Here is a 16,332-nt window from a genome sequence, read left to right as displayed (position 1 = left end):
CTGCCTAGTTTTCTAGGCAGCTTTTAGTTTGCGATACATATTAACTTTATAGATCAGCACCTTCAAAGGTCTCTACGATAAAATCGAATTCACTTGGATCAGATATTTCACCGTAATTATCCTCAGATATGCCAGGATAGTAATACAATATAAATTTTTCATCCTTATCAAATACGTTCTGAATTATTATATATTGTCTATCTAACTCACAATCCTGAAGAGTAGCAAGTACATTATATTTAGTACTTCTTCCAGTAGTATTATTAGTAAGATCTAGAGTAAAGTTCTTATGATATGTGACATTTATTTTTTCATGATCACAGCTTTTTATAAAGGAGTTATTTCTACAACCTCTACAGCTATTAAAACTACATTCCTTAACACAGTTTAAGCATGCACAGCTTGAACAGTTCTTTAATTGAACAAAATCATCAAGATGATCCTTCTTAAAAGAAGTAAGCAAACCTTCGTATTTATTTCCTTTGAAAAGTCCGCCTATGAAAGAACTACTCTTATTATCTGTCTCAGCTGCATTTAGTAATTCTATATATTTTTTCAATACATCTCTTTTAACATTATATTTTCTTATTTTTAGAGTCTTTTCAGAAAGGAATGGGGCCACGTTATCTAGTCCATAGCTTATATCTACATATACTTTTCCCCAAACCTCCTTTTCAGATTTTACAAATTCTAAGTCGTTGTTCATATAATTCACCTATTATAATCTAGTATTAAGAATTTTTGTACTTAGCTAGTTCTGCATCTAAGTCTGTAGTATCTAAAGATTCGAATTCTTTATCTAATGAGTCTACTTCTCTTAAGTCGCCAAGACCTTCAGCAAGAGCTTCTTTTCTTTGTATCTTTCTTTCGATATCATCTACAGATATTGAGTTTGATTTAGATTGAACATTTGCAAGTATTTCATTAACTTGTTTAGATGCTTCAGCATTACTATATCTAGCAGCTGCCTCATCTCTGTAACTTCTAGTTTTTTGAATTTCCTCTTCTAAAGCTCTAAGGTTTTTCTTAATAAGATCTGCTTTTGCAGAAGCATCATTATAACTTGCTTTTAAGGATTCATATTTCTTATCCGCATCAAGTTTTCTCTGAAGGGCTTTCTTAGCTAAGTCTTCATTACTCTTTGCAAGAGCTAGTTTAACTTTCTCATCGTATTCTTCAGATTCCTTCTTTGCTGCAGACATCTTCTTTTCAATTTCATGAACGTTACCTAATATTTGAGCAGATGAAAGCTTAGCTTTATTTAAGTTTTCTTCCATATCTCTTACTTTTTGGTCCAATAGTAGTATTGGATCCTCCATATTGTCTAATGTGTCATTAACCTTTGCCTTGAACATATTTGATATTCTTGATAAAACTCCCATGATATTTCCTCCTATTATCTTCTTCTCATATATTTTTTTATTAAGTGAATGATTAAAAGTATTATTATTATTGTAAATAATATTTTGAATACACTGCCTATCACGCTGACAGGAGAACTGTATCCTAAAAACGGACTGCTGTATCCAGAGTAGTGACTTCTACCGAAAAAAGGTATTGGTATCGGTATATAGGTTCTTTTTGAACCACCATTGTAGGATGATGATCCACTTGATGAAGAGCCACTAGAGCTTGAACTACTTCCAGATGATGATGAATTACTGCTTGAGTCAGGTTTCGAATTTGAAAAGGAACCTGATTTGTACCCACTACTTGATGACTTAGAACCACTTGTTGCTTTCGAAGGCGATGAACTTGAACTGCTGCTGGAACTTGATTTGCTACTGCTTGAACCTGAGAATGAACCTGACTTAAAACCACTACTTGATGACTTAGAAGAACTAAATGATCCAGATGATTTGAAGCTAGAGGATTTTCCTCCGATTGCAGCGGCATAAACAGTTTTATTATTGCTTAATCCACCAAAAGCATTGATACAATCTAAACTATAACTTGAAAAAATAAATATGAGTGTGAGCACTAACCCAAACAAAAAGCGCTTTTTATTTTGGTTTATGATAACCACCTCCACCGTATCGCCATGCGATGTTTTTATTATATGGTATTATTAACTATATTTCAATATAAAAAATAACGTATTTTGACTTAAAAGATATCATATAATAATTTTGCTTTATTCAACCTCTTAATATCTCACTATATCTTGTGGTTTCTTTAGTTTTCTTTAGATCAATAAGTTATTGCATAACTTATTGTGAAGTTATTGAAAGCTTTTTAGTTATAAAGTTATAGAAGTTAATATGAGTTTTGGAATAAATTCTATTTTTGCCACTAGATTTTATATTTCAGCTTTTGTATTTATGAAGATGTAATAGATTATATCACAGTCAACTATAATAATTATAATTGATTTGCAGTATTTGGCAAAGTAAATTTTGGTCTAGTTTACATCTTGTTTAAAAAGTTTTACTTAGGTAGAATTATAAGTATCATAAATAAATTGATGACCAATATCATTAATCTTAAGGAGTGTGTATTATGGAAAAAGAATTAACTCAGGATATGTCAATGGGAGCTATGATGGATAGCTATGATTTTAAAAAAATCTATTCAGGGGAAATAGTAAGAGGAAAAGTAATAAAGGTCACTAAGGATGAAGTATTTGTAAACATTAACTATTTCTCTGACGGTATAATAACTAGAAGTGAAGTTGGCGATGATTTTGATGGAGAATTAAGCGAATTATTAAATGTAGATGATGAAATAGATGTAATGATAATAAGTACTGATGATGGAGAAGGTAATGTTGTTTTATCTAAGAAAAAAGCAGATGAGATAAAAGTTTGGGATGATATAAGAACTGCTTTTGAAAACAAGGCTAATATCGACGTCAAAATAAAAGAGCAAGTTAAAGGCGGTTTTATAGCTGGATATAAGGGAATAAGAGTATTTATTCCAGGATCTCAAGGTGCATTTGAATGGAGAGACAATTTTAATGAAAGTGTTAATAGTGTTGTTGAAGTTGCAGTAATAGAATTTGATGAAGAAAGAAAGAAAGTAGTTGCTTCTAGAAGAGCTGTTGAAACACAAGAAAGAGAGAAGAAAAAAGAGAATCTTTGGAAGTCATTAACCGTAGGACAGAAGATAAAAGGAAAAGTAGCGAGACTAGCAAAGTTTGGAGCTTTTGTTGATTTAGGTGGTGTTGAAGGACTTATTCATATTTCAGATCTTTCTTGGAAGAGGGTAAATGATCCAGCAGAGGTAGTAAGTGTTGGTGATGAAGTAGAAGTATTTATACAAGAATTAGACCAGAAAAAGGGAAGAATTTCATTGGCACTTAAGGATGTAGCTACAGATCCATGGAGTAATGTGAAGTCAAAATATAAAATCAATGATGTGGTTCAAGGAAGAGTGGTTAAGTTTATGAATTTTGGAGCCTTTGTAGAATTAGAACCAGGGGTAGAAGGTCTTGTTCATATTGGGGAAATAACAGAAGAAAATATTGCAAAACCATCAGATGTATTAAAGATTAATGATATGGTAAAAGTAAAAGTATTAGATATAGTTATAGATGAAAACAACCATAAGATAAGTCTAAGCATTAAAGAAGCTACTGAAAGATCCAAGGAATACTTGCAGTACAATGATAGCGAGGAAGGTGCAAGTTTAGGAGAGCTTTTTGGAGACTTATTTAAGAAACTATAAGCAGGATTAGGAGGAGTAATGGAAAGTAAAAGCTCTAGACCATTTTATCTTCAATCTGATAAAAGCAACCTTAGAATTAAGATTACTATAGGAGTTATACTTTTGGTTTTGGCACTTACTACTCCACCATTATTTATTATTTTGATTGCATACGCAGTATATATAGTCTTGCAGATAAAGAAAAATAAAAGTGAAGAAGTAAAGAAATTTGAAGAGATACTACAGTTATACCTTAATAAAGACTACAGACAATGTCTAGATAGATGTGAGGAATATAATTACAAGGATAATTTGAAGATACATATAATAAAGGCTTTGTGCCTATATGAAAGTGAAGATTATCAAGGATATATTCATTTAATAAATAATTTATCAGATAAAAGAATAGATGAGGATATAGATGTAGTCCTAAAATTAGCTCAATCCTATGAGTACACTGAACAAGCAGATAAGGCTAAGGAAACCTATGGAAGACTTTTGAAGTATCACCCTAATAGTAAGTTTCTAAAGGATAAGCTAGGATAAATATCCTGTGTAGGTGCTCTAAAGAATAGGTGAAATAACATCTTAATATAAATAGAAGACTTTGTTCCTAAAAAATGACCATGCATAGAGGATATATTCCTACTTATGCATGGTTATTTTTGTCTCAAAACAAAGAAATTATTTTCTAAAATTAGATTTTACAAATTCCAGCATATTTAAAGTAGTTTTTTAGAGTATGAAGTAAAAAACACAGCATACTTCTACTAGCAAGCTTCTTAAATACTTTAAAAGTGGGAGGATAAGAAAAATATATAACTATAGTTTCTCTATCTTAAGCATATTAGTACCGCCAGTGTGGGCTGTAGGCATACCAGCAGCAACCATTATATTTTCACCGGTAGTTGCTATTCCAACTGCTCTTGCAGCATTCTTAGCTTCATTTATGATTTCATCTGTAGTGCTAAATTCATTACAAAGTTTAGGAATAACCCCAAAGTTTAAAGATAGATGTCTTCTTACAGTTTCATTAGGAGTTATTGCTATTATTGGACAACTAGGTCTGTATTTAGATAATAGTTTAGCTGTAGCACCACTTTGAGTTGCGGCAACTATAGCTTTAGTAGGAAGTTTTAGAGCAGTCTTAGCTGCGGAGTAGCTTATAGCATCTCCAAAAGCTGAAAGACTAGGCTCTTTTAATCTCCTCATAAGATGTTCATAGTCTAGATTAGCTTCAGCCTCCTTAGCAATTCTAGACATAGTGCTTGCAGCCTCAAGTGGGTAGTGTCCAGATGCACTTTCACCACTCAACATTATGGCATCTGTTCCATCAAATATAGCATTACAGATATCACAAGCTTCTGCTCTTGTAGGTCTTGAATTTCTTATCATTGAATCTAACATCTGAGTTGCAGTTATTACTATCTTACCTGCTTCATTACACTTTCTTATTATAGATTTTTGTATTATTGGAACTTTCTCAATAGGAATTTCAACACCCATATCACCTCTAGCTACCATAATTCCATCAGAAACTTCAATAATAGCATCTATGTTATTTACACCTTCTTGACTCTCTATCTTAGATATTATCTTTATGTCGCAGCCACCATTCTCATCTAGTAAGGATCTTATTTCTGTAACATCGGAGGCCTTTCTTATAAAAGATGCAGCTACGAAGTCAACACCCATTTCACATCCGAATTTTAAATCTTCTTTGTCTTTATCTGTTACCGCTGGAAGCTTAATTTCTACGTTAGGAACATTTACCCCTTTGTGGTTCTTCATGGTTCCGCCGATTACAACAGTACAGATTATATCTTTTCCTTCTACCTTATCGACTCTAAATTCTAGCAATCCATCATCTACAAGAATTACTCCGCCTGGTTTTATATCTTCATATAATATATCGTAGGATATAGAACATTTGGTTTCATCACCAAGTATTTCATCACCACATTTAAATATGAATTTATCTCCTTCGTTAAGAGCGGCTTCACCATTGGCAAAATTATGAGTTCGTATCTTAGGTCCCTTTATATCCATTAGTATAGCTGTTGATGAATTAAGCTCTGTTCTTAATTTCTTTATCAAATCAACTTTTACCTTATGGTCTTCGTGAGTTCCATGAGAGAAGTTTAATCTTGCTGCACTCATGCCTATTTCAATAAATTTCCTTAAGATTTCCTCATTGTCGCTAGCAGGGCCAATTGTAAAAATCATTTTTGTTTTTTGCATAAAAACACCTCACAATTATTATTTTTTTGAATCATAATTCAAATATTTCTGAATTTTTCACTGGTTAAAGAGTTACACTTTATATAAATCTTTTAAGAATTATATTTTTTTGATAATGAAAAAAATACATATATAAGCTAAAGAATAAATAAACATGAGAATTGCTCTAAGTTTAATATCCTGGCTTATGTTATAAAGCTACTAGCATGACCTAAGGAAATAGTTATTAATAGATTAAAGAAAAGTGATACATTGGCTAATAGTCCAGTTATAATTTATCCAAAAAAAAGAGATTTAATTATTACGGCAATTACTGTGTATTATATTAAGAATTTAGGGCTACATGTAATATAGGTATTAAAAATTTATGTATTTATAGGATTAATATGCTATATTATATTTATAAAATCTTATAGCTATATAGTATTATTTTACCATAGAATTTTAATAATGAAAGGAAGATGTAGTAAAGATGGGAATTTTATCGCATTTAGAACCAAGTAAAGTATTTTATTATTTTGAAGAAATTTCTAAGATTCCAAGAGGATCAGGAAATGAAAAAGAGATCAGTGATTATCTTGTAAGTTTTGCTAAGGGTCATAACCTAGAGGTTATTCAAGATGCTAGCTTAAATGTAATAATAAAAAAGCCTGGAACAAAAGGCTATGAAAATGCACCAACTGTAATAATTCAAGGACATATGGACATGGTATGTGAAAAAAATAAAGGCACAGTACATGACTTTGAAAAAGACACACTTAAGTTAAGAATAGAAGGGGATAATGTATTTGCAACAGGAACAACTCTTGGAGCTGATAATGGTATAGCAGTTGCCTATGGCTTAGCTATATTAAGCTCAGATGATATAGAACATCCACCTCTAGAGGTTCTTATAACTTCTGACGAAGAAGCAGGAATGGGCGGGGCTATGAATGTAAGTCCTGAGCACATTAGTGGAAAGATACTTTTAAACTTAGATTCAGAAGAAGAAGGATTCCTTTTGGTTAGCTGTGCGGGAGGAATAAGAAATAAAGCTGTTTTAAGTATACAATGGGAAGATGTCAAGAGTGATGCCGCTAAGGCTGAGATTAGAGTCAGAGGTCTAAAAGGCGGACACTCTGGAATGGAGATAAATAAAGAAAGAGGAAATTCTAACAAGATAATGGGAAGAGTGCTAAAGGATATCTTGTCAGAAATAGACTTTAGCTTGGTGTCAACTAACGGAGGCTCCAAAAATAATGCTATTCCAAGAGAACATGATTCATTAATAGTTTTTGATGGTGAGAAAACAGAAGCTATTAAAGAAAAGGTTAATAAATGGAATAAAATATTAGCAAATGAGTTTAAGGCTTCAGATGCTGATGTTAGAATTGAGTTTGAATTAGTTGACCTAGATGTTGAAAAGGCCTTTTCTAAAGATACTACTAAAAAAGCGGTGGAACTTCTATACTTACTGCCAGATGGTGTAGACACTATGAGCATGGATATTCCAGGGCTTGTTCAAAGTTCAACTAACCTAGGCGTTGTTACTACTAATGACACTTCAGTAGAATATGATAGTGCAACAAGGAGTTCTGTAGGATCATTGAAAGATGAGATAATACTAAGAACTAAAACAGTAGCAGAGCTTTTAGGAGCACAGTTCTCAACATCTGCTGATTATCCAGAATGGCAGTATAACCCTGAATCAAAGATAAGAACAATTTGCCAAGATGTATATAGGAAGATGAATGGCAAGGATGCTGAAATATTGGCAATTCATGCAGGACTTGAATGTGGATTATTTACCGAGAGACTAGGCTCTGATATAGATATGATTTCATTTGGACCAAATCTATATGATGTTCATACTCCTAATGAACATATGAGCATAAGTTCAGTAAAGAATCTATGGGATTATCTACTTAACGTATTAAAAGAAATAAAGTAGTAGAATATTTTAGTTTTCAATTAGACTGAATACGTTAAATAAAGGCTCCGTTAAAGTAACATTTTGAATTTAAACATAGCCTAAATAAAAAAGTCGCTGAACTTGTTCAGCGACTTTTTTGCGGCTATCCTTTTGGATTAATAATATAGGTGTATTTTATAAAAATTTAATAGTTGAAGTTGTATGCCTATAGCACAGTAAGTTTTTAACTTTAGGAGCTATATCTCTATGAGATTGTTCATATAGTTGAGAAGTAACTGGTACTAGAAAAAAATTTCACAAAGTACATTGATGAAAACGTTTTAAAATTTTCTGAAATTATAAGAAACTACCATAATAAACTAATAAAATATCAATATAAACTATAAAAATATGATAATTATGGAATAAAACATTACTAAAAATAATAATATTTACTAATAGTTCATAATTTTTTTATAAAATTCCTTGACCTCCCATATAAAAATTTACTATAATGTAAAGGTAGTTACAAAGTGGTAACAAATACAGCTACATAAAAGCGTGAAAAGGTTAACATTGAAATAGAACTAGAAATACTTATTGGATGATAAATATGAGAGGGGAGAATATTTATGAGGAAAGGACTTAAGATTATAGCAGCATGCTTTTTTTGCTCAACTTTAGCATTTGGACTAGCCTCATCCACAGAGGCGAAGGCAGATACAACGGCGAAGGCAGAACAAGGAGTTGTTGTAAAAACAGCGGAACTTAAGGCAAACAACAAAACAATTAAAGCACCAAAGAATGAAGAAAGTAGTGACTCAAAGTCAAATGAAAATGGTAAGTCTAGTGGTAGTGGAAAATCTACTGGTAGTAGTGTAAAAGTTTCTAGAGGAGGTACTTCATCTTCAGGTGGCGGAGCTGTTTCCATAGCCTACAATTATTTGGGACGACCTTATGTTTTTGGAGCATCTGGACCAAGAGCGTTCGATTGTTCTGGACTTACGCAATATGTCTATGCTAAGCTAGGTATTAGCTTACCTCATTATACTGGTGCTCAGTATGCAATGGGAAGTTCTGTATCCAAAGGTAATCTAAGTCCAGGAGACTTGGTGTTCTTTAATACTTATGGTCCAATAAGTCATGTTGGTATATATATAGGAGGCGGAGATTTCATACATGCTCCATCTTCAGGAAAGAATGTAACTGTCAGTTCTTTAAGTGAATCTTATTATTCTAGCAGATATGCAGGAGCTAGAAGATTGATGAAATAGTAAAAAATGCTGAAGAGAGCCTCTTCAGCATTTTTTACTGTTAAGGAAAGGATAATTTTTTTGCTAGATAAATCTATTAATATCAAGGCTTTAGAATAGCTATTTAGGGTAAACAGTAAAAAAATAAAGTTATTGAACCTGCCAGATTTTCTTCATGTAAATTTGGAAAGGCAGATGCCAAAAAAAGTCGCTAAAGAAAGGTAGCTTCAGCGACTTTTTTATTATTTAAGAAATTATCTAGCTTACTTTAGAAGGAGAGATGCCATAATACTTTTTAAATAACTTGCTAAAATAGTATGCGTCATCATAGCCTACACTTTTTGCGGCTATTTTTACTGGTAAGCCTTCCACTTCTAGAAGCTCTTTGGCCTTTTCTAACCTTTTTCGTATTAAGTAATTTATAGGGGAGTCACCAGTCTCTTCTTTAAATATCTTTGATATATAAACTGGGCTTAAATACATATTTTTTGCAATCTTATCTAAAGATATATCGTTCATGTAGTTTTCATTCATAAAATCTATTATAGCTTTAACAAGGTTTTGCTTATCTGTAGATTCAAAGGAGTACTTTACTGTATGCTTTGAATTTTCTTCAAAGTGAGTTTCTCGTAAAAGTACAACAAGAAGTTTCATAACTAGTGCTTTAAGAACCAAATCATATCCAAGAGCATTATTTTTTTGCTCCTCGATAATTTCATTGCAGCATTTGAAAAACTCATCTCCGTTATTCTTAAGTCTTATAACTGAAGAGTTATTCTTTGTTAGTATAAAATTTTTCCTAAATCCCTCTAATCTAAAATTAGTTATCCCAATATGAAGCTCATGGCCTAGAGAACCTTTACAAACATATTCCTGATGAGATACGCCTGGATTAAAAAGTAGTATATCTCCCTTATCTAATAAAACTTGTTCATTCTCTATGATGTATTTTACTGGTCCATCTAAAATTACGCTTATCTCTATAAAATCATGACTGTGATACTTTGTAGACAGAGTATTTTTGTTTATTGCCTCAAAAATGTATAATATCTGAGGATTAAAAGATTGAGCACTCATACCCGTATAACACATTTCTTAGCCCCCTTAAATTACTACCTTTTAAATATACACCTGTATAAGAATATACATCAATAGTTTAAGAAATTACATTTATATTTTTAATTAATTAAGTAATAATTTATCTGTAGATTTAGCAACAGAATAATAATACTTTAGGTCGAGAGGCATGAAGAGAAAGACTAAGTAAGGGGGAGAAAATAATGGGGAGTTTAAAATGGATATGGGGATATTTGAAAAAGTATAAGCTGAAATACAGCGTAGCACTATTTATGGTTTTGATTGCATCAGCACTTAACATGATTAATCCATTTCTTTCTGGTAAGATTGTTGACCAAGTAATAAGTGGTGGAAATAAAAAAATACTTATTTCTATACTACTTATGATGATTGGAGTTTCTGCACTAAAAGCTATAGATAGATATACATTTCAAATGATTTTTGAGTTTGTTTCTCAAGATGTAATATTCAAGATAAGAGAGGATCTATATAAAAAGCTTTTAAAGATGGACTTTGAGTATTACAACAATACTAGAACAGGGGATCTTATGGCTAGAATGACTGGAGATACTGATGCTATAAGACACTTTGTGGCTTATGTTGTATATAATGTATTCGAAAACTTAACAGTATTTATATTTGCGATAATGATGATGTTTACTGTAAATGTAAAGTTGACCATAGCACTTATTCTAATAACTCCAGTAATAGGATTTTTGGCTACTAAGATGACAAAGGAAGTTGGACCAACATTTTATGCTATAAGAGAGAGCTTTTCTAGACTTAATTCAATGGTCCAAGAGAATATAAGCGGAAATAGAGTAGTTAAAGCATTTGCCAAGGAAAATTATGAGATTGAGAAATTCAATAAGGTCAATGATGACTATAAAGTGAAAAATCTGAAGTCCGCCAGAGTATGGGAAAAGTATCTTCCTGTCCTTGATTCTCTTGCAGGGTTGTTATCCGTGATAATGATTTTTGTAGGTGGAATAATGGTTATAAATGGATCTATGACAATGGGGGATTTAGTTGTGTTCAATGGATTTATATGGGCTTTAAACAATCCTATGCGTATGGCAGGCTGGCTTATAAATGATTTCGAAAGGTATGTAGCTTCAACCTATAAGATTAGAGATCTACTCAATGAAGAGGTTAAGATAAAAAATCAAAGAGAAGAGCATGAGGAAATCGGAATTAGAGGGAATATAAAGTTTGAACATGTACATTTTAAATATGACAATGAAGAAATTTTAAATGATATTTCCTTTGAAATAAAAGCTGGACAGACAATAGGAATACTTGGACCTACTGGAGCAGGCAAATCTACTTTAGTAAACCTAATCTGCAGGTTTTATGATGTTACTGATGGAAAGATTGAAATAGATGGCATTGATATAAGAAAATTGGATGTAATAAAACTCAGGGATAAGGTAGCAGTGGCTATGCAGGATATATTTTTATTTTCAGATACTATTGAAGGTAATATAGCCTATGGAAGACCAGAGGCTAGTTTTGAACAGGTAGAAAGAGTTGCCAACATTGCAGGAGCTCATGACTTTATAGTTAACATGCCAGAGGGCTATGACACAATAATAGGAGAAAGAGGTGTAGGACTTTCTGGCGGACAGAAGCAAAGAATAGCACTAGCAAGAGCACTGCTTAAAAATCCATCTATACTTATATTAGATGATACAACTTCTAGTGTAGATATGGAAACTGAACTAAAGATACATAAGGAGCTTAGGTCTATCTACAAAAGTAGAACCAATTTCATAATAGCTCATAGGATTTCTTCTGTGAAAAATGCAGATTTAATACTTGTTTTAGAGCAGGGTAAAGTGATTGAAAGAGGAACTAATGAAGAGTTAATAAAGAAGAGAGGGTATTATTATAGTGTATACCAAAATCAATTTGGAGATTTTGATACAGTAAGGGGGGCTGTGTAATGGCTAGAAATAAATTTGATGTGGATGAAGAGCTTGAAACCAGCTTTAGTTTTCAACATTTAAAAAGACTTTTATCATATATGAGACCTTATAGGAAGGAAATCGTAGTAACTGTATCTCTTATGTTTTTGGCCAATATAGCAAGCCTTATGGGACCATACCTTATTAAAATTGCTATGGATGATAAGATACCCAATAAAGATATGAAAGGCTTAAGTATTCTAGCAGTAATATTTTTATTCACACTTGTAGTTACAGGAGTGTGCATGAAGCTAAGGATAAGGTCAATGTCTAGGATAGGCCAAAATGTACTAAAGCAAATGAGGCTGGATTTATTTACGAATTTACAAAGGCTGCCTTTCAGTTACTATGATAATAGACCACACGGAAAGATACTTGTTAGGGTAGTCAATTACATTAATTCACTAAGTGATCTGCTTTCAAATGGACTTATTAATCTTATAACTGATAGTTTAAGCTTGTTTATGGCCATTGGATTTATGATAGCTATAGATGTTAAGTTAACTTTAATAAGTATAGTCTTGATACCAGTTCTATTGGCTTGGGTGCTAATACTTAAGAAAGCTCAAAGAAAGGCTTATCAAATATTGAGTAGTAAGCAATCAAACATGAATGCATATATACATGAAAGTATTAATGGTATAAAGGTGACTCAGTCTTTTGCAAGGGAAGAAGAAAATCTAAGGATATTTAGAGAGGTTTGTGATAATTATAGAACTTCTTGGCTAAGAGCTGTAAGAATACAGTTTTTACTTTGGCCATCAGTAGAAATAATATCTACCCTTACAGTTTCATTAATATATATAGCAGGTATCTACTATTTGGCATCAGAAGTATCCATTGGTATTTTGGTTGCTTTTGTAGGATACGTGTGGAGATTTTGGAATCCAATTTTAAATATAGGTAATTTCTATAATTCGATTATTACAGCTATGGCTTACCTTGAGAGAATATTTGAAGCTATGGATGAAAAGCCTGTGGTTACAGATATTCTAGGTGCATCGGAAATGGAAACAATAAAAGGGAATGTAGAATTTAGGAATATAACCTTTGCTTATGAAGAGGATAAACCTATACTTAAAAATATAAACTTTAAGGTAAATGCTGGTGAAACTATAGCATTAGTAGGACCAACGGGAGCAGGTAAGACAACAATTGTAAATCTTCTAAGTAGATTTTACAACATAGAGAATGGCCAAGTTTTAATAGATGGAACTAATATAAGTAATGTAAAACTGCAGTCTTTAAGAAAACAAATGGGAGTTATGCTTCAGGACTCTTTTATATTTTCAGGTACCATAATGGATAATATAAGGTATGGTAAGTTAGATGCTACTGATGAAGAAGTAATAAATGCTGCTAAGATTGTTAGAGCAGATGACTTTATATCACAGCTTAAGGATGGATACAATACTGAGGTGAATGAAAGAGGAACAAGACTATCAGTTGGTCAAAGACAGCTTATATCCTTTGCTAGAGCCTTGCTTGCAGATCCTAAAATACTAATTTTAGATGAGGCAACCTCTAGTATAGATACAAAGACAGAAATGCTTTTACAAGAAGGTCTAGATAATTTGTTAAAGGGAAGAACTTCATTTATAATAGCTCATAGATTATCTACTATAAAGAACTCCTCACAGATAATGTTCATAGATAACGGCACTATATTAGAACATGGAACTCATGATGATTTAATCAAACTTAAAGGTTCCTATTACAAACTTTATAATTCACAGTTTGATATATTTAATGCTGTTTAAAATATAAAAGAGCTAATTGTATATTAATGTGTACAGCTTTAAGTTTGATATGAAGAAAGATCGCTGAAGAAAGTAACTTTAGTGATCTTTTTTTCTGTGACCGCCAGTATAAAAAATTTTCCTAGCTAAAGCTAGTAATATGGAGGATCTAAAATGGTTTTATAAAATGTACAGTGAAAAATAGGAATATATATATGTATTTATAAATATTAATATTTATAAGATAAAATTAGCGAGGTGAAGGAAATGAAATACACAAGATACGATCTAAATAAGAGACAGACGAATGGTGGAAAAGTAATGGTGTTTTTAGTAGTGGTAGTAGTTATAGCGTTGACATTGGGGACAGCTTTGGCAAAGTATTTATTTGCAAAATCTCCAGGTGAACAACAAAACTCTAAAGTTAATGACTCTAAACAAATAAGTGACAGCACTAAAGGTGAAACTACTGTTTTCTCCCTGGTGCAATGCGGATTTTATTCAAAAAAAGAGAACGCAGATGATAATAAAAATAAACTAAAGGATAAATATGATGCTTTTACTATAAAAGATAATGATAAATTTAGAGTTGGAGTTATAATAGGTAAGCCAGAGGATGCGGATAAGGTTGCTAAGGATCTTACCGCTGCAGGCGTAACTAATCTTAAGGTTAATTTTGAAATTGGTCAGAAAGATTTATGTACAAAAGAATTAGCTGAGATGATTAATGGATATTTAAAAATAATTAGTACTTTAGAAGGTAAAGATACAAAGAGTGTTAAAACTGAAGAGTTTAAAAAGTGGACAAACAGCCTTCAAGAGGACAGTAAAAGCCAATCGTTCAATATATTTCAAAGTATGAAGAAGAATATAAATGATCTACCTCAGGAAATAAGTAAGGATAATGTTGAAGCTTGCTATAATACTATTTTCTCTACATTGAGTAATTTCAAAAAGCAATAGTATATAGCTAAGTATACGTAAAGGTGCATTTTATCAATAAATTCTTAAGTTGTTATATTGTTTTCTTTTATAAAATTTAACAAGTTAAATTGTTTTATAATATTATATATAAATAGCCTCTGAACTTTACAGTTCAGGGGCTATAGTTTTACTGTATAGGAAAGTATTAAAAAAATTATAAGCTAAACCTAGCAATATAAAGGGTTTGGAACAGCTATTTAGGGTAAACAGTAAAAAAAATAAATCTTATTTGCCTGCCAGATTTTCCTCATATACATTCGGAAAGGCAGATGCGCAAAAAAAGTTGCTGAAGAAGGGGCACTTCAGCAGCTTTTTTATATCCCATATAGAGTAGTAAATTATTTTTGAAGATAAAATATTGTCAGAAATAAGCTTATTAAAATGATAAAATTAATATTTCCTGTAAGAAGTCGATTACATAAGAAATTTTAATATTTTTTTAACCATATTGGGGAAAAAGTATAAGATAATAAACCATGAACAACAGGTTTTTTGCGTAAATTTCCAATATTATAAAAAAAAATTAAAAAAAATCAAATACCCTTGTTATAACATTTATTAAATGATAAACTATAAAAGATGTAAAAACGAGGTGGGGGTAGCATTGAAATCAAATTCTAAAAACATTGGTATACTTGTACTTTTTATATTTTTAGGATTACTTCTAGGAAGTTTGATAGGGGAAATATTAGGGGATAAATTTGAAGCCTTAAAATTTCTGAAAACTTCTTATTCTATTGGTACTCCTACGCCTGTTACACTAGACTTAAAAGTATTTCTTTTAACAATCGGTATGAGTATAAAAATAAATGTTCTGTCGATTTTTGGAGTTATTTTGGCAATAATACTATATAAAAAGTATTAGGATGTGATAATTTGAACTATATTTTAGCTTCGGCTTCTGATAGAAGAAAAGAACTTCTCAGTAGATTAGTTAAAGAGTACGAGGTTATACCATCTTCTTTTGATGAGGATTCTGTTTCTTTTACTGGTGATGTAGGTGACTATGTCAAAGAGTTATCTCTAGGAAAGGCTGAATATATAAGAAAAATGCTTAAAAAACCTAGTATAATTATTGCTGCAGATACAGTTGTTAGTTTAGAATATAAGGTTTTAGGCAAACCTAAAGATGAGGGGGATGCATTTAGGATGTTAGAGTCTCTAAGTGGTAGAACTCATCAAGTATATTCTGGAATAACAGTGATAAATACTGAGAATGGTAAGTTAATTTCTGATTATGTATGTACAGATGTTACGTTTTCAATATTGTCGAAAGAAGAGATAAATGAGTACATAAATACAAGGGAACCTATGGATAAAGCTGGTTCTTATGGAATACAGGGACTTGGAGGGGTTTTCGTAGAGAAAATAAATGGCTGCTATTATAACGTGGTAGGCTTACCTCTAAATAAGTTAAAGAGCATTTTGAGAGAAATTTATTAAATAAATTGGGCATGGGGAAGGATATTAAGATGCCTCGTTTTAGTCGAAGTAATGATTTGATAAGCTTCATATTTTAGTGAGATTTATCAGAA

General features: G+C 31.7%; 14 protein-coding genes. 9 read left to right on the top strand and 5 right to left on the bottom strand.

The genetic code is table 11. The features are described from left to right. Positions 1-46: 46 nt before the first annotated feature. The 3 genes from GXK57_RS16570 to GXK57_RS16560 are packed head-to-tail and all read right to left on the bottom strand — an operon-like array spanning position 47 to position 2,032. The gene (locus GXK57_RS16570) at positions 47-706 is read right to left on the bottom strand and encodes a DUF1292 domain-containing protein (RefSeq protein WP_160678507.1); all 660 of its coding nucleotides are present in this window, start codon (positions 704-706) and stop codon (positions 47-49) included. 25 nt (positions 707-731) lie between these two features. After that, complete coding sequence (locus tag GXK57_RS16565; RefSeq protein ID WP_160678505.1) at positions 732-1,382, bottom strand: PspA/IM30 family protein; 651 nt, start codon at positions 1,380-1,382, stop codon at positions 732-734. Positions 1,383-1,396: 14 nt separating this feature from the next. Next, on the bottom strand, positions 1,397-2,032 hold the full coding sequence (locus GXK57_RS16560) for a hypothetical protein (RefSeq protein WP_202127737.1): 636 nt from the start codon (positions 2,030-2,032) through the stop codon (positions 1,397-1,399). Between the two features lie 467 nt (positions 2,033-2,499). Here GXK57_RS16560 and rpsA point away from each other — a divergent pair, with 467 nt between their 5' ends. Both rpsA and GXK57_RS16550 read left to right on the top strand, forming a co-directional pair. Then, positions 2,500-3,666, top strand: coding sequence for a 30S ribosomal protein S1 (gene rpsA, locus GXK57_RS16555; protein ID WP_160678503.1), 1,167 nt, complete (start codon positions 2,500-2,502; stop codon positions 3,664-3,666). Positions 3,667-3,684: 18 nt separating this feature from the next. Then, the gene (locus GXK57_RS16550; RefSeq protein WP_160678501.1) at positions 3,685-4,191 is read left to right on the top strand and encodes a tetratricopeptide repeat protein; all 507 of its coding nucleotides are present in this window, start codon (positions 3,685-3,687) and stop codon (positions 4,189-4,191) included. A gap of 276 nt (positions 4,192-4,467) precedes the next feature. On the opposite strand, the gene pyk is transcribed toward GXK57_RS16550, so the two are convergent. Further along, complete coding sequence (pyk, locus tag GXK57_RS16545; protein WP_160678499.1) at positions 4,468-5,886, bottom strand: pyruvate kinase; 1,419 nt, start codon at positions 5,884-5,886, stop codon at positions 4,468-4,470. Positions 5,887-6,358: 472 nt separating this feature from the next. On the opposite strand from pyk, the gene GXK57_RS16540 reads away from it, so the two are divergent. After that, on the top strand, positions 6,359-7,816 hold the full coding sequence (locus tag GXK57_RS16540) for an aminoacyl-histidine dipeptidase (protein WP_160678497.1): 1,458 nt from the start codon (positions 6,359-6,361) through the stop codon (positions 7,814-7,816). A gap of 593 nt (positions 7,817-8,409) precedes the next feature. Then, complete coding sequence (locus GXK57_RS16535) at positions 8,410-9,051, top strand: C40 family peptidase (protein ID WP_160678495.1); 642 nt, start codon at positions 8,410-8,412, stop codon at positions 9,049-9,051. A 237-nt stretch (positions 9,052-9,288) separates the two neighbouring features. On the opposite strand, the gene GXK57_RS16530 is transcribed toward GXK57_RS16535, so the two are convergent. Then, a complete protein-coding gene (locus GXK57_RS16530; protein WP_160678493.1) occupies positions 9,289-10,122 on the bottom strand; it encodes an AraC family transcriptional regulator in 834 nt (277 codons plus the stop codon). Between the two features lie 188 nt (positions 10,123-10,310). Between GXK57_RS16530 and GXK57_RS16525 the strand changes: the two genes are divergently transcribed. The 5 genes from GXK57_RS16525 (at position 10,311) to GXK57_RS16505 (ending at position 16,240) form a co-directional block, all read left to right on the top strand. Continuing rightward, entirely contained in the window at positions 10,311-12,053 is a 1,743-nt protein-coding gene (locus tag GXK57_RS16525) for an ABC transporter ATP-binding protein (RefSeq protein WP_160678491.1), read from the top strand. Beyond that, positions 12,053-13,834 (top strand): ABC transporter ATP-binding protein, encoded by a 1,782-nt coding sequence (locus GXK57_RS16520; RefSeq protein WP_160678489.1) that lies wholly within the window; start codon positions 12,053-12,055, stop codon positions 13,832-13,834. Before GXK57_RS16525 ends, GXK57_RS16520 begins: the two co-directional genes overlap by 1 nt. A gap of 246 nt (positions 13,835-14,080) precedes the next feature. After that, the gene (locus GXK57_RS16515; protein WP_160678487.1) at positions 14,081-14,776 is read left to right on the top strand and encodes an SPOR domain-containing protein; all 696 of its coding nucleotides are present in this window, start codon (positions 14,081-14,083) and stop codon (positions 14,774-14,776) included. 625 nt (positions 14,777-15,401) lie between these two features. Further along, the gene (locus tag GXK57_RS16510; RefSeq protein ID WP_128212312.1) at positions 15,402-15,662 is read left to right on the top strand and encodes a DUF4321 domain-containing protein; all 261 of its coding nucleotides are present in this window, start codon (positions 15,402-15,404) and stop codon (positions 15,660-15,662) included. 11 nt (positions 15,663-15,673) lie between these two features. Beyond that, positions 15,674-16,240, top strand: a complete 567-nt coding sequence (locus GXK57_RS16505) for a Maf-like protein (RefSeq protein ID WP_160678485.1) — start codon at positions 15,674-15,676, stop codon at positions 16,238-16,240. The last annotated feature ends 92 nt before the right edge of the window (positions 16,241-16,332 follow it).

Origin of the sequence: Clostridium sp. C8-1-8 (assembly GCF_009928445.1) — a bacterium.
Classification (GTDB): domain Bacteria; phylum Bacillota; class Clostridia; order Clostridiales; family Clostridiaceae; genus Clostridium_AR.
This window is presented reverse-complemented; position numbering and strand designations above follow the sequence as displayed.